This is a genomic window from Paracoccus acridae (assembly GCF_014642735.1).
GTDB classification, from domain to species: Bacteria; Pseudomonadota; Alphaproteobacteria; order Rhodobacterales; family Rhodobacteraceae; genus Paracoccus; species Paracoccus acridae.
The window spans coordinates 237,312-249,476 of record NZ_BMIV01000004.1 but is presented as its reverse complement, the minus strand read 5'-3'; the positions used below and the strand labels follow the sequence as shown (position 1 = coordinate 249,476).

At 65.1% G+C, this 12,165-nt stretch carries 16 protein-coding genes; 8 read left to right on the top strand and 8 right to left on the bottom strand.

Annotated features, from left to right (window positions below; all coding sequences use genetic code 11):
• Positions 1-54: 54 nt before the first annotated feature.
• A complete protein-coding gene (gene selD, locus IEX25_RS08435; protein ID WP_103171193.1) occupies positions 55-1,110 on the bottom strand; it encodes a selenide, water dikinase SelD in 1,056 nt (351 codons plus the stop codon).
• Between the two features lie 97 nt (positions 1,111-1,207).
• Between selD and hisF the strand changes: the two genes are divergently transcribed.
• The 5 genes from hisF to aat all read left to right on the top strand — a co-directional run bounded on the left by hisF (position 1,208) and on the right by aat (position 4,877).
• Positions 1,208-1,969, top strand: a complete 762-nt coding sequence (gene hisF, locus IEX25_RS08430) for an imidazole glycerol phosphate synthase subunit HisF (RefSeq protein ID WP_103171194.1) — start codon at positions 1,208-1,210, stop codon at positions 1,967-1,969.
• Complete coding sequence (locus tag IEX25_RS08425) at positions 1,966-2,280, top strand: phosphoribosyl-ATP diphosphatase (RefSeq protein WP_103171195.1); 315 nt, start codon at positions 1,966-1,968, stop codon at positions 2,278-2,280. Before hisF ends, IEX25_RS08425 begins: the two co-directional genes overlap by 4 nt.
• Before the next feature lie 94 nt (positions 2,281-2,374).
• Positions 2,375-2,884, top strand: a complete 510-nt coding sequence (gene accB / locus IEX25_RS08420; RefSeq protein WP_103171196.1) for an acetyl-CoA carboxylase biotin carboxyl carrier protein — start codon at positions 2,375-2,377, stop codon at positions 2,882-2,884.
• Between the two features lie 7 nt (positions 2,885-2,891).
• Positions 2,892-4,238, top strand: coding sequence for an acetyl-CoA carboxylase biotin carboxylase subunit (accC, locus tag IEX25_RS08415; protein WP_103171197.1), 1,347 nt, complete (start codon positions 2,892-2,894; stop codon positions 4,236-4,238).
• A 9-nt stretch (positions 4,239-4,247) separates the two neighbouring features.
• On the top strand, positions 4,248-4,877 hold the full coding sequence (gene aat, locus IEX25_RS08410) for a leucyl/phenylalanyl-tRNA--protein transferase (protein ID WP_103171198.1): 630 nt from the start codon (positions 4,248-4,250) through the stop codon (positions 4,875-4,877).
• Here aat and IEX25_RS08405 read toward each other — a convergent pair.
• The 5 genes from IEX25_RS08405 to IEX25_RS08385 form a co-directional block, all read right to left on the bottom strand.
• The gene (locus IEX25_RS08405) at positions 4,844-5,194 is read right to left on the bottom strand and encodes a DUF2155 domain-containing protein (RefSeq protein WP_103171199.1); all 351 of its coding nucleotides are present in this window, start codon (positions 5,192-5,194) and stop codon (positions 4,844-4,846) included. The genes aat and IEX25_RS08405 overlap by 34 nt on opposite strands.
• The gene (gene mlaD / locus IEX25_RS08400; protein ID WP_103171200.1) at positions 5,191-5,655 is read right to left on the bottom strand and encodes an outer membrane lipid asymmetry maintenance protein MlaD; all 465 of its coding nucleotides are present in this window, start codon (positions 5,653-5,655) and stop codon (positions 5,191-5,193) included. Before mlaD ends, IEX25_RS08405 begins: the two co-directional genes overlap by 4 nt.
• Positions 5,656-6,030 (bottom strand): NADH:ubiquinone oxidoreductase subunit NDUFA12, encoded by a 375-nt coding sequence (locus tag IEX25_RS08395; protein WP_103171201.1) that lies wholly within the window; start codon positions 6,028-6,030, stop codon positions 5,656-5,658.
• Positions 6,031-6,177: 147 nt separating this feature from the next.
• Entirely contained in the window at positions 6,178-7,443 is a 1,266-nt protein-coding gene (gene clpX, locus IEX25_RS08390; protein ID WP_103171202.1) for an ATP-dependent Clp protease ATP-binding subunit ClpX, read from the bottom strand.
• Between the two features lie 151 nt (positions 7,444-7,594).
• A complete protein-coding gene (locus IEX25_RS08385) occupies positions 7,595-8,227 on the bottom strand; it encodes an ATP-dependent Clp protease proteolytic subunit (RefSeq protein WP_103171203.1) in 633 nt (210 codons plus the stop codon).
• Positions 8,228-8,381: 154 nt separating this feature from the next.
• On the opposite strand from IEX25_RS08385, the gene pth reads away from it, so the two are divergent.
• Genes pth through IEX25_RS08370 form a run of 3 tightly spaced genes read left to right on the top strand, consistent with a single transcriptional unit; the run spans position 8,382 to position 10,120 of the window.
• A complete protein-coding gene (pth, locus tag IEX25_RS08380) occupies positions 8,382-9,098 on the top strand; it encodes an aminoacyl-tRNA hydrolase (RefSeq protein WP_103171322.1) in 717 nt (238 codons plus the stop codon).
• A gap of 58 nt (positions 9,099-9,156) precedes the next feature.
• Positions 9,157-9,531, top strand: a complete 375-nt coding sequence (locus IEX25_RS08375) for a DUF2237 family protein (RefSeq protein ID WP_103171204.1) — start codon at positions 9,157-9,159, stop codon at positions 9,529-9,531.
• Positions 9,518-10,120 (top strand): DUF4893 domain-containing protein, encoded by a 603-nt coding sequence (locus IEX25_RS08370; protein WP_158247934.1) that lies wholly within the window; start codon positions 9,518-9,520, stop codon positions 10,118-10,120. Before IEX25_RS08375 ends, IEX25_RS08370 begins: the two co-directional genes overlap by 14 nt.
• Positions 10,121-10,151: 31 nt before the next feature.
• Here IEX25_RS08370 and IEX25_RS08365 read toward each other — a convergent pair whose 3' ends face one another.
• Together IEX25_RS08365 and trpB are read right to left on the bottom strand one after the other, a co-directional pair.
• A complete protein-coding gene (locus tag IEX25_RS08365) occupies positions 10,152-10,868 on the bottom strand; it encodes a hypothetical protein (RefSeq protein WP_103171206.1) in 717 nt (238 codons plus the stop codon).
• Positions 10,869-10,927: 59 nt separating this feature from the next.
• Positions 10,928-12,154 (bottom strand): tryptophan synthase subunit beta, encoded by a 1,227-nt coding sequence (trpB, locus tag IEX25_RS08360; RefSeq protein WP_103171207.1) that lies wholly within the window; start codon positions 12,152-12,154, stop codon positions 10,928-10,930.
• Positions 12,155-12,165 lie beyond the last annotated feature (11 nt).

Genomic DNA, 12,165 nt, shown 5'->3' with positions numbered 1-12,165 from the left:
CCGCTTCTTCATCCAAGTATCCCTGCGAAAGGCATGGCGGACTTGCCCGCCAAGTCAGCCGACGACCATGTGCCCCGGCCCCTCGAAGGCGCGACCGATCACGGCGGCGTCTGCAAAGCCGTGGTCGGCAAAGATCGCCAGGGCGGCCTCGGCCTCAGCCTCGGCGCAGGCCACCAGCAGGCCACCGCTGGTCTGCGGATCGGTCAGCAGGGCACGATGGGTACCGGCAAAGCCCTGGGGCAGCACGACATCCGCGCCATAGCTGGCCCAGTTCCGCCCGGAAGCGCCGGTGACGTAGCCGGCGACAGCCAGATCGCCCACCCCCGGCAGCAGCGGCACGGCTGCCCAGTCCAGCCGCAACTCGCAACCCGATCCCCGCGCCATCTCAAGCGCGTGGCCTGCCAAGCCAAAGCCGGTCACGTCGGTCATCGCATGGACTCCTGGCAGCCGCGCCAGTTCCGGGCCAGGGGTGTTCAGCTTCGTCGTGGCCCCGACCATCGCACGATATCCATCATCCGACAGCGCGCCCTTCTTCAGCGCCGCGGACATCACGCCGACGCCCAGCGGCTTGCCCAGGATCAGGACGTCGCCCGGCTGCGCACCGCTGTTGCGCTTTACATGGGCGGGATCGACCAGCCCAAGCGCCACCAGGCCATAGATCGCCTCGACCGAGTCGATGGTATGGCCGCCGCCGATGGGGATGCCCGCCTCGCGGCAGGCCATGGCGCCGCCTTCCAGTATGCGGGCGATGGTTTCGCCCGACAGGGTGTTGATCGGCATTCCCACCAGCGACAGCGCCATGATCGGGGTGCCACCCATTGCATAAACGTCGCTGATCGCATTGGTCGCGGCAATGCGGCCGAAGTCCAAAGGATCGTCGACGATGGGCATGAAGAAATCCGTCGTCGCCACAAGCGCCTGCCGGTCGTTCAACAGGTAAACCGCCGCGTCGTCCGACGTCTCGATCCCCACCAGCAGCGCCTCGGGGACAGGCAGCATCGCCGTGCCGCGCAGCAAGCCCGTCAGCACGCCCGGCGCGATCTTGCAGCCGCAGCCGCCCCCGTGGGACAGGGATGTCAGGCGGGGTTCGGTCGTTTGCTGGTCGTCCATGGCAGTCTCCTTCGGTTCGCGCCACGCTATCACCGGCAGATCGGCTCTTCAACGAAGGCCCGTTTGCGCTTAGGACGGTGTCCGCAAGGAGAAGCCCATGCTCAAGACCCGCATCATCCCCTGCCTGGACGTGGCCGATGGCCGCGTCGTGAAGGGCGTCAACTTCGTGGACCTGATCGACGCAGGCGACCCGGTCGAGGCCGCCCGCGCCTATGACGCCGCGGGCGCAGACGAGATCTGTTTCCTGGACATCCACGCCACGCATGAAAACCGGGGCACGATGTTCGACCTGGTGACGCGCACGGCGGAACAATGCTTCGTGCCGCTGACCGTGGGTGGCGGCGTCAGGACGCATGACGATGTGCGGGCGCTGCTGCTGGCGGGCGCGGACAAGGTCAGCTTCAATTCCGCTGCCGTGGCCGATCCCGATGTCGTGGCCCGTGCCGCCGACCGATTCGGCAGCCAGTGCATCGTCGTGGCCATCGACGCCAAGACGGTCGCGGACGGCCGGTGGGAAATCTTCACCCATGGCGGCCGCAAGCCCACCGGCATCGACGCCGTGGAATTCGCCAAGCAAGTCGAGGCCAAGGGCGCCGGAGAGATCCTGCTGACCAGCATGGACCGCGACGGGACGCGCGCGGGCTTCAACATCCCGCTGACCCGCGCGATTGCCGATGCGGTGAACATTCCCGTGATCGCCTCGGGCGGGGTCGGCACGCTGGACCACCTGGTCGAGGGCGTGACCGAAGGGCGCGCCAGTGCCGTCCTGGCTGCATCCATCTTCCATTTCGGCACCCATACCATCGCCGAGGCCAAGGCCCACATGGCCGCCGCCGGCATCCCGATGAGGCTGACATGAGCGCGCTTCACGACCTGGCCGCCACCATCGCCGCCCGCAAGACCGCCGATCCCGACGGCAGCTGGACCGCGAAGCTGCTGGCCAAGGGCCCCGAGAAATGCGCCGAGAAATTCGGCGAGGAAGCAATCGAGGCTGTCATCGAGGCCGTCAAGGGCGACCGTGCCCGCCTGACCGCCGAGGCCGCCGACGTGATCTTTCACCTGCTGGTCATGCTGGCCGCCCGCGACGTCACGCTGGCCGATGTCGAAACGGAACTGGCACGGCGGGCGGGAACCTCGGGGATCGCGGAAAAGGCGTCCCGTCCGGCCTAGGCGGACAACCCTTCCCCTTGGCAGGGCTTGGAGTCTATAAGCGGGCAAATTGTTGCGGCAGGGCCGCGACCAAATAAACATGGCAGAGGACCGCATGAGCAACGATTCCCAGAACGGCAAGCATCACGAAGGCGACGTCGCTTTCATCCAGTCACTTGCGGAACTGTTGAATTCCAGCGACCTGTCCGAACTGTCGGTCAAGCGTGAATACGGCGAACATGACCGCCTGACGGTCAGCCTGTCCAAGCACGCCAGGCAGGTGACCTATGCCGCCCCCGTCGCGGCCGCTGCACCCGCCGCAGCGCCCCAGGCCCCGGCAGCTGCCCCCGCAGCCCAGCTTCCCGCCATCACCGAGGATCCGGCAAGCCTGCCGGGCGCCGTGACCTCTCCCATGGTGGGCACCGCCTATCTGTCCGCAGAACCCGGCGCCGCGCCCTTTGTCCAGATCGGTCAGGCCGTGGCCGAGGGCGACACGCTGCTGATCGTCGAGGCGATGAAGACCATGAACCACATTCCCGCCCCCCGTGCGGGCGTGGTCAAGCGCATCCTGATCGACGACGGCACCCCGGTCGAATTCGGCGCGCCCCTGATGGTCGTCGAGTGAGGCGCGGATGTTTGACAAGATCCTGATCGCCAACAGGGGCGAGATCGCCCTGCGCGTGATTCGCGCCTGCCGCGAGATGGGCATCGCGTCGGTCGCGGTTCATTCCACCGCCGACGCCGATGCGATGCACGTCCGCATGGCCGACGAATCGGTCTGCATCGGTCCCGCGCCCTCCTCGGCCAGCTATCTTTCCATGCCCGCCATCATCTCGGCCTGCGAGATCACGGGCGCGCAGGCGATCCATCCGGGCTATGGCTTCCTGTCGGAAAACGCGGCCTTCGTGCAGATGGTCGAAGACCACGGCATCACCTTCATCGGTCCCCGCGCGGAACATATCCGCATCATGGGCGACAAGATCACCGCCAAGGACACGATGAAGAACCTGGGCGTGCCCTGCGTGCCGGGCAGCGACGGCGGCGTCGATGACGTGGACCAGGCCAAGCGGGTCGCCGCCGGGATCGGCTATCCGGTCATCATCAAGGCCACCGCAGGCGGCGGCGGGCGCGGCATGAAGGTCGCCCAGGACGAGGCCGGCCTTGAGGTCGCCTTCCGCACCGCGCGGGCCGAGGCCAAGGCAGCCTTCGGCAATCCCGACGTCTATATCGAGAAATACCTGCAGCGTCCGCGCCACATCGAGATCCAGGTCTTTGGCGACGGCAAGGGCCGCGCGGTCCATCTGGGCGAACGCGACTGTTCCCTGCAGCGCCGCCACCAGAAGGTGCTGGAGGAAGCCCCTGGCCCCGCGATCAGCCCCGAGGAACGCGCGCGCATCGGCAAGATCTGCGCCGATGCCGTGGCCCGCATCGGCTATGCCGGCGCCGGCACCATCGAGTTCCTGTATGAAGACGGCGAGTTCTATTTCATCGAGATGAACACCCGCCTGCAGGTCGAACATCCCGTGACCGAGGCGATCTTCGGCGTCGATCTGGTGCGCCAGCAGATCCTGGTCGCCGCCGGGCAGGAGATGGAGTTCCGGCAGGAAGACCTGTCAATCCGCGGCCATTCCATCGAGGTCCGGATCAATGCCGAAAAGGTGCCGGGCTTCTCGCCCTGCCCCGGCCGGATCACCCAATACCATGCGCCGGGCGGGCTTGGCGTGCGCATCGACAGCGCGCTTTATGACGGCTATTCGATCCCTCCCTATTACGACAGCCTGATCGGCAAGCTGATCGTGCATGGCCGCGACCGGCCCGAGGCCCTGGCCCGGTTGCAGCGCGCCTTGGGCGAATTGATCGTGGACGGCATCGACACCACCGTGCCGCTGTTCACCGCGCTGTTGCAGGAACCCGATATCCGGTCGGGCAACTATTCGATTCACTGGCTGGAACGCTGGCTGGATCAGAAGTTCGGCTGAGCCTGGACCATGCTGACGCCCGCGCAATTGCTGCAAGGCTATGCGCAGGGCGTCTTTCCCATGGCCGAAAGCGCCCGCGATCCCCGGCTGTATTGGTATGACCCGCCGATGCGGGGGATCCTGCCCGTGGGCGGGGTCCATGCCTCTCGGTCGCTGCGACGCGACCTGCGCCGGGGCGGATGGTCGGCCCATCTGGACGGCAGCTTCAACGCGGTCGTGAACGCCTGTGCGGATCGGGGTACGACCTGGATCAATACCCCGCTGAAGAAGCTTTACCGCGACCTGTTCCGGGCGGGCTTCGCCCATGCCTTGGAGGTGCGACATGACGGCACCTTCGCGGGGGGTATCTTCGGCGTGACGCTGGGGGCGGCGTTCTTTGGGGAATCCATGATGTCGGCGCGGACGAACGGCTCGAAGATGGCCTTGCTGTGGCTGTCCAGCCACCTGGCACGCTGCGGCTTCACCCTGTTCGACACGCAGTTCCTGACGCCGCACCTGGAACGGATGGGCGGGCGAGAGATAACCCGCGACCATTATCGCCAGATGCTGGCCGATGCGCTGGGTCGGCAGGCGGACCTGCGGTCCTGCCGCCTGCCGTCAGCCGATCAGCTTTGGCAGGAAATCACCCATACGTCATAGCGGGCGTCGTCCAGGGCCGAGAGCGCCGGCGACGACGCGATCATCCAGCCGCTGAACAGGGTGACGTTCTGCGAAACATCGGCGATGGTCAGTTGCGCATAGGCATCCGAGCTGGGATCGCCCGCCGGATACCGGCATTCCCCCAGGCGGACCTGCAACCTGCCATAGCGGACTGCCTCCCCCACCAGGACGGGCAAATCCGTCGTCCGGCCCGATATCTTGTCCAATCCCCGAAGAAGGGCACCGTCCGCGCGGGCGACCTCTTGCGCGGCTGCCGGGGTGGTCAGGGCAGCGGCGAGCAACAGGGCGCGGATCATGGTTTTTCCCCGTCCCCAGCCTGGCTGTCCACGAATTTCATCATCAGCTGCAACAGGCTGACGGCGCCCTGCACGTCCTCGATCTCGTCGCCAGGGGCCAGATTGTCGGGGCTGCCGCCCGGCTGGATCTGGATATAGGCGCCACCAAGCAACCCATCCGACTGGATCAGCGCGGCACTGTCAGATGGCAGGGCAATATCCGCAGGAAGGCTCAGCCTGGCATCGGCCATGTAGGTGTCGGGGTTCAACGAGACGCTGGAAACCCGGCCCACGGGAACACCCGCCAGCCTGACCTCGGTCCCCACGGCCACGCCATCGACATCGGGAAAGGACGCCTTGACCTCATAGCCCGTTTCGCGGACAAATCCCTGGCCGAAACCCCACAACAGAAATCCTGCCGCGACCGCAAGCACCGCAGTGCCGGCCAGCATTTCCGCCCGATGTTCGGCAGCCGCCTTCATCTATTCCGGCTGCCAGGCATCATAGTCGCGGCGTGCGGGCTGGTCCGCCCGATACAGCGACCCTTCAGGGTAATAGGCGCCCTGCGTTCCCGTCATGTTTTCCTGATGGGGCTTTTCCCAGGGCTTGCGGGCCAGCGGAGCCTTGGTCGGCGGCTCGTCCCAGGTGTGATGCAGCCAGCCATGCCATTCCGGGCTAACCCGGCTGGCCTGCGATTCGCCGCTGTAGATCACCCAACGGCGCGATCCGTCCTTGTTCTGGTAGAAGACGTTGCCCTCGGCATCCTCGCCGACCTTGATGCCGTTCCGCCAGGTCCAGAACTGGGTATTGATGGTCTGGCTGTTCCACCAGGTCAGGGCGCGAAGCAGAAAGGACATGGGCTGGAACCTCTTATTCGTGGCTGGCGAACATATGACGCAAAGCGCATCGAAGATCCAGCCTGACTGATCTGCCACGCCCGAAGGTCAGGACCTGGCAGCAGTTGGCGTGACCCCAGGGGCGGCACTCCGCCTCTGGGTCAAGGCTCAGCCCGCCGAAGCTGCTTCCTTTTTCGGATCCGCATGGATCAGCAGGGGTTTGGCCGCGGCGTTGTCGACCGCCTCCTCGTTGACGACGACTTCCTCGACGCTGTCCATGCCGGGCAGTTCGAACATCGTGTCCAGAAGGATATCCTCCATGATGGACCGCAGGCCGCGTGCCCCGGTCTTGCGCTTGATGGCGCGCTTGGCGATGGCCTGCAGCGCGTCTTCCGTGAAGGTCAGCTGCACGCCTTCCAGATCGAAGAGGCGCTGATACTGCTTCACAAGCGCGTTCTTCGGCTTGGTCAGGATGATGATCAGCGCTTCCTCGTCCAGATCGGTCAGGGTCGCGATCACCGGCAGACGGCCGACGAATTCCGGGATCAGGCCGAATTTCAGCAAATCCTCGGGTTCAAGCTCCTTGAACAGTTCGCCCACGCCGCGGTCGTCGTTTTCCTTGACCGATGCGCCAAAGCCCATCGCCGTGCCCTTGTTGCGCTGCGCGATGATCCGGTCCAGCCCCGCAAAGGCGCCGCCGCAGATGAACAGGATGTTGGTCGTGTCCACCTGCAGGAATTCCTGCTGCGGATGCTTGCGGCCGCCCTGGGGCGGGACGCTGGCGACCGTGCCTTCCATGATCTTCAGAAGCGCCTGCTGCACGCCCTCGCCCGACACGTCGCGGGTGATCGAGGGGTTGTCGGACTTGCGGGTGATCTTGTCGACCTCGTCGATATAGACGATGCCGCGTTGTGCGCGTTCAACGTTGTATTCGCTGGCCTGCAGCAACTTCAGGATGATGTTCTCGACATCCTCGCCCACATAGCCCGCTTCGGTCAGGGTGGTCGCATCCGCCATGGTGAAGGGCACGTCCAAGATCCGGGCAAGGGTCTGGGCCAGCAGGGTCTTGCCGCAGCCGGTCGGGCCGATCAGCAGGATGTTCGACTTGGCCAGCTCGATATCGCCCTTGGCGCCGTGGTTCAGCCGCTTGTAGTGGTTGTGGACCGCGACCGACAGCACCCGCTTGGCATGTTCCTGGCCGATCACATAGTCGTCCAGGACCGCGCATATTTCCTTGGGCGTCGGCACGCCGTCGCCCGACTTCAACCCCGAGGATTTCGTCTCCTCGCGGATGATGTCCATGCACAGTTCAACGCATTCGTCGCAGATGAACACGGTCGGTCCCGCAATCAGCTTGCGCACCTCGTGCTGGCTCTTGCCGCAAAAGCTGCAATAGAGCGTGTTCTTGCTGTCACTGCCGGACTGGTTCGCCATCGTCCACGTTCCTTGATAGCCGCAGGTCTTTCAACCCGCAGGCGGCGCCGGTTGCCCTGTGCCGCATCTGAGTTGTCCGTGGCGAACAGGCCGCCACGGGTGTGTCCTTTATGTTAGGGTCGACGGAGGCCCGTCACAATCCCCAACAAGTCTATTTCTTCTCGGGTTCCGCCTTGCCGCGCGGCGCGACGACCTCGTCGATCAGGCCCCAGTCCTTCGCCTCCTCCGGCGACATGAAGCGGTCGCGCTCCAGCGCCTCCTCGACCTCGGCCAGGCTGCGGCCCGTGTGGGCCACATAGATTTCATTCAGGCGGCGCTTCAGCTTCTCGGTCTCGCGCGCGTGGATCAGGATGTCGGTGGCCTGGCCCTGGAACCCGCCCGAGGGCTGGTGGACCATCACCCGGCTGTTGGGCAGCGAATAGCGCAGCCCCTTTTCCCCCGCCGCCAGCAGCAGCGATCCCATGGATGCGGCCTGCCCCACCACCAGCGTGGAGACGCGCGGGCGGATATACTGCATCGTGTCATAGATCGACAGGCCCGAGGTCACGACACCGCCGGGGCTGTTGATGTACATGCTGATGTCCTTGTTCGGATTTTCCGCTTCCAGGAACAGCAACTGCGCGCAGATCAGCGTGGACATGCCGTCATGGACAGGTCCCGAGACGAAGATGATCCGTTCCTTGAGCAGGCGCGAGAAGATGTCATAGGCCCGTTCCCCGCGCGAGGTCTGTTCGACCACCATGGGGACAAGGGTGTTCATGTAGAATTCTGCCGGATCGGTCATCGTCTGTCCTTGCCTTGGATCCCTGCCTGCGCGATTCGTCAGGGCGCTGAACCCATCTGTTAGCCGCGAAAGGTTGACAGAGTCTTAGTAACGGGCAAGGTCCGCCGCAAGGCATGGAACGAAGATCGCCCTGATGCGGGGCCAGGAGGCAGGCGTGAAGCTGATCGTGGGACTGGGCAATCCCGGCGCGAAATACGCGGCGAACCGGCACAATATCGGCTTCATGGCCGTGGACAGGATCGCCGCCGATCACGGATTTTCGCCCTGGAAACCGCGCTTTCAGGGCCTGAGCGCCGAAGGCCGGCTGGGCGGTGCGCGCGTGACCCTGCTCAAGCCGCAGACATTCATGAACCTGTCGGGTCAATCCGTGGGCGAGGCGATGCGCTATTTGAAGCTGACCCCCGCCCAGGTGATCGTGCTGCACGACGAACTGGACCTGGCCCCCGGCAAGTGCCGCCTGAAGCTGGGTGGCGGGCACGCGGGTCATAACGGGCTGCGTTCGATCCACCAGCATATCGGCCCGGATTACCACCGGGTCCGGCTGGGGATCGGTCATCCCGGGCACAAGGACCGAGTGGCGGGCTATGTGCTCTCGGATTTCGCCAAGGCCGACGGCGACTGGCTGGACGACCTGCTGCGCGGCATATCCGACGGGGCAGAGGCCTTGGCCGCCGAGGACGGCACGAGGTTTCAGAACCAGGTCGCGGCCCGCACGCAGCCCGCCCGGAACAGCGGCACGATGCCCACCCCACCTGCCCCGGCCCAGTCTCCCCAGGTCCAGTCGCCCCCGGCCCCGCCAGCCAAGGCATCGCCGGACAGCCCTGCCAGCCTGGCCGACAAGCTGCGCCAGCTGACCGACCGCTTTCGCTGAGCCGGGGCTTGGCGGGCGTCCTGCGGGGCTGTAGCCTGCCAAGAGGGAGGATCGGGCAATGGAACCATCGCTGAACGTGCTGGGAACGCGGCTGGAACCGTGTTCGACAAAGCCGCTGACCGGGTTTTACCGCAATGGATGCTGCGATACCGGTCCAGGCGACACAGGCAGCCATACGGTCTGCGTGATCGTCGATGCGGAATTCCTGGCGCTATCGAAATATCTGGGCAACGACCTGTCCACGCCCCGTCCCGAATTCCGCTTCGACGGGCTGAAGCCGGGCGACCGCTGGTGCCTGTGCGCCGCGCGTTTCCTGCAAGCCGCACAGGAATTCGGGGCGCCGAAAGTCGTGCTGGAATCGACCCATGCGCGTGCCCTGGACATCATTCCCATCGAACTGCTGCGCGCCCATGCGGTCGATGCGCAGGGTTGAACTTCTGGCTCTTGCCGCGCTGCTGCTGCCGCTGCCGGTCCTGGCGCAGCCTCTGCCCGATGGGCCAGTGCCGCGCAGCGACGATCAGCGCAGGCTGTCCGAATACCACGCCGCGGCTGGAGAGGCGCTGCTGGGCGCCTTCGCGGTCGGTGATCCCGCGGATCTGGCCCTGTTGACGGCGGGCCTGGCCGGAGAGGCCCTTTCACCCGAGCGCGCGATCCAGGACATGGCCGGGGATTGGTCATGCCGGATGATCAAGCTTGGGGGTTTGCTGCCGATCACGGTCTACAGCCCTTTTCGCTGTACGATCAGCCCCGATGGCGGTTTTGAAAAGCTGACGGGGTCGCAGCGGACCAAGGGCAACATCCACCAGGACGGCGATCGGCTGATCTATCTGGGGACCGGGTTCGTGGCCGGTGACATGCCGCCATCATACGAGAATCTGCCGGCGCAGGTCGATCCGCAAGCCAGTCCGCAATTCATGCCCGAAATCGGCGTGGTAGAGATGGTTTCAGACAGGAAGGGGCGGGTCTTGTTCCCCGCCCCCTATCTTGAATCACGCTTCAACATTCTGCTGTTGAGCCGTTGAAAGAAATCCGTTTTTCGGTCCGGTCAACGAATCAGCCGTTGGACCCGGACCCGTCGGAACCGCCATCCGATCCACCACCGGAACCACCGTCTGAACCGCCATCGGAACCACTGTCCGAACCACTGTCCGATCCGCTGTCGGACCCGCCATCAGCGCCGCCGTCCGAGCCGTTGGCAGAACCGTCGGAACCACCGTCAGTCCCGGAACCAGGACTGCCCGTGTCGCCCCCATCGGCACCTTCTTCGCCCGTTCCGGATCCGTCATCACCGGTCCCGGCCTCTGCACCCTCCTCACCCTCGTTCCCGGCATCCGTGCCGCCGCTGCTGCCGCCCAGGACATCATTGGCGATATCGGATCCGCGATTGCTGGTGGCGTCGGGCTGTTCGCGCAGTTCGACCCCGTCGACCGATATCAGCGTGCCATTCGCGATGCTGTAGACCAGTTCGGTCGGTTGACCGTTGCGCTGCGCGCTGACGGTCATGATCGCCCCTTCGCGCAGGATATGAATGTTGGTGAACCCCTGAGACAGCAGCGTCTCGACCACGACCTGGTCGTTGTTGATCTGCTCTGGCAAGGGAAAGGCCGGGACGGCAACCGCCCCTACAGGGGGTTGGGGTTGCAGGGCGGGGTCCACGACAACGGCAGTATTGCCTCCGGGCGTTTCGACGACAGTCTGGGCCAGGGATGCGGTTGCCAGGAACAGGCCGGATGCGCCCGCAAGCGCAAGGCCAAGGGTCTTGTTGGACATGGTATCCTCCGATCATGCGGTCGGGGGACAAACCCCGTCCGCATGATCGTGGTTCCGCCTTAGGTCTTGATATCAAAGCCCAGATGCTTGGCGACGGTGAAGATGTCCTTGTCGCCCCGCCCGCACATGTTCATGACGATGATATGATCGCGCGGCAGGCCCGGCGCGATCTTCATCACATGCGCCAAGGCGTGGCTTGGTTCCAAGGCGGGGATGATGCCTTCCTGGGCGCAGCACAACTGGAACGCCTCAAGCGCCTCGGCGTCGGTGATGCTGACATATTCGGCGCGGCCGGTGTCGTTCAGCCAGGCATGTTCCGGCCCGATGCCGGGATAGTCCAGGCCTGCGCTGATCGAATGGCCTTCGAGGATCTGCCCGTCGTCGTCCTGCAGCAGATAGGTGCGGTTGCCGTGCAGCACGCCCGCGCGCCCGCCGGAAAGGCTGGCGCAGTGTTCCATCCGGTCATCGACGCCCTTGCCCCCGGCCTCGACGCCGATGATGCGGACATCCTTGTCGTCCAGGAAGGGATAGAACAGGCCCATCGCGTTTGACCCGCCCCCGATGGCGGCGATGATGGTATCGGGCAGACGGCCTTCGCGAGGCAGGATCTGTTCCTTGACTTCCTTGCCGATGATCGACTGGAAGTCGCGGACCATCGCCGGATAGGGGTGCGGGCCGGCCACGGTGCCGATGCAATAGAAGGTGTCGCGCACATTGGTCACCCAGTCGCGCAGGGCGTCGTTCATCGCGTCCTTCAGCGTGCCGCGTCCGCTGGTGACTGGCACGACCTCGGCCCCAAGAAGGCGCATCCGGAAGACGTTCGGCGCCTGCCGTTCCACGTCATGGGCGCCCATATAGACCACGCATTTCAGCCCGAAGCGCGCGCAGACGGTGGCGGTCGCCACGCCATGCTGGCCCGCGCCGGTTTCGGCGATGATGCGGGTCTTGCCCATGCGGCGCGCCAGCAGGATCTGGCCCAGCACGTTGTTGATCTTGTGGGCACCGGTGTGGTTCAGCTCGTCCCGCTTCATGTAGATCTTGGCGCCGCCCAGGTATTCCGTCAGCCGTTCGGCAAAGTACAGGGGCGATGGACGGCCGACGTAATGGGTCCACAGATCGTCCATCTGCGCCCAGAATTCGGGATCGGTCTTGGCGCGTTCGTATTCGGCTTCCAGGTCCAGGATCAGCGGCATCAGGGTCTCGCTGACGAAGCGGCCGCCATAGATGCCGAACCGGCCCTGTTCGTCGGGTCCGGTCTTGTAGCTGTTCACCAGATCATCGGCCATGGGATCGCCTT

What these genes read in the sequence shown, in the direction of transcription:
- selD (WP_103171193.1), bottom strand. Translation starts at nt 1,110, where the DNA reads ATGGACGACCAGCAAACGACCGAACCCCGCCTGACATCCCTGTCCCAC.
- hisF (WP_103171194.1), top strand. Translation starts at nt 1,208, where the DNA reads ATGCTCAAGACCCGCATCATCCCCTGCCTGGACGTGGCCGATGGCCGC.
- IEX25_RS08425 (WP_103171195.1), top strand. Translation starts at nt 1,966, where the DNA reads ATGAGCGCGCTTCACGACCTGGCCGCCACCATCGCCGCCCGCAAGACC.
- accB (WP_103171196.1), top strand. Translation starts at nt 2,375, where the DNA reads ATGAGCAACGATTCCCAGAACGGCAAGCATCACGAAGGCGACGTCGCT.
- accC (WP_103171197.1), top strand. Translation starts at nt 2,892, where the DNA reads ATGTTTGACAAGATCCTGATCGCCAACAGGGGCGAGATCGCCCTGCGC.
- aat (WP_103171198.1), top strand. Translation starts at nt 4,248, where the DNA reads ATGCTGACGCCCGCGCAATTGCTGCAAGGCTATGCGCAGGGCGTCTTT.
- IEX25_RS08405 (WP_103171199.1), bottom strand. Translation starts at nt 5,194, where the DNA reads ATGATCCGCGCCCTGTTGCTCGCCGCTGCCCTGACCACCCCGGCAGCC.
- mlaD (WP_103171200.1), bottom strand. Translation starts at nt 5,655, where the DNA reads ATGAAGGCGGCTGCCGAACATCGGGCGGAAATGCTGGCCGGCACTGCG.
- IEX25_RS08395 (WP_103171201.1), bottom strand. Translation starts at nt 6,030, where the DNA reads ATGTCCTTTCTGCTTCGCGCCCTGACCTGGTGGAACAGCCAGACCATC.
- clpX (WP_103171202.1), bottom strand. Translation starts at nt 7,443, where the DNA reads ATGGCGAACCAGTCCGGCAGTGACAGCAAGAACACGCTCTATTGCAGC.
- IEX25_RS08385 (WP_103171203.1), bottom strand. Translation starts at nt 8,227, where the DNA reads ATGACCGATCCGGCAGAATTCTACATGAACACCCTTGTCCCCATGGTG.
- IEX25_RS08375 (WP_103171204.1), top strand. Translation starts at nt 9,157, where the DNA reads ATGGAACCATCGCTGAACGTGCTGGGAACGCGGCTGGAACCGTGTTCG.
- IEX25_RS08370 (WP_158247934.1), top strand. Translation starts at nt 9,518, where the DNA reads ATGCGCAGGGTTGAACTTCTGGCTCTTGCCGCGCTGCTGCTGCCGCTG.
- IEX25_RS08365 (WP_103171206.1), bottom strand. Translation starts at nt 10,868, where the DNA reads ATGTCCAACAAGACCCTTGGCCTTGCGCTTGCGGGCGCATCCGGCCTG.
- trpB (WP_103171207.1), bottom strand. Translation starts at nt 12,154, where the DNA reads ATGGCCGATGATCTGGTGAACAGCTACAAGACCGGACCCGACGAACAG.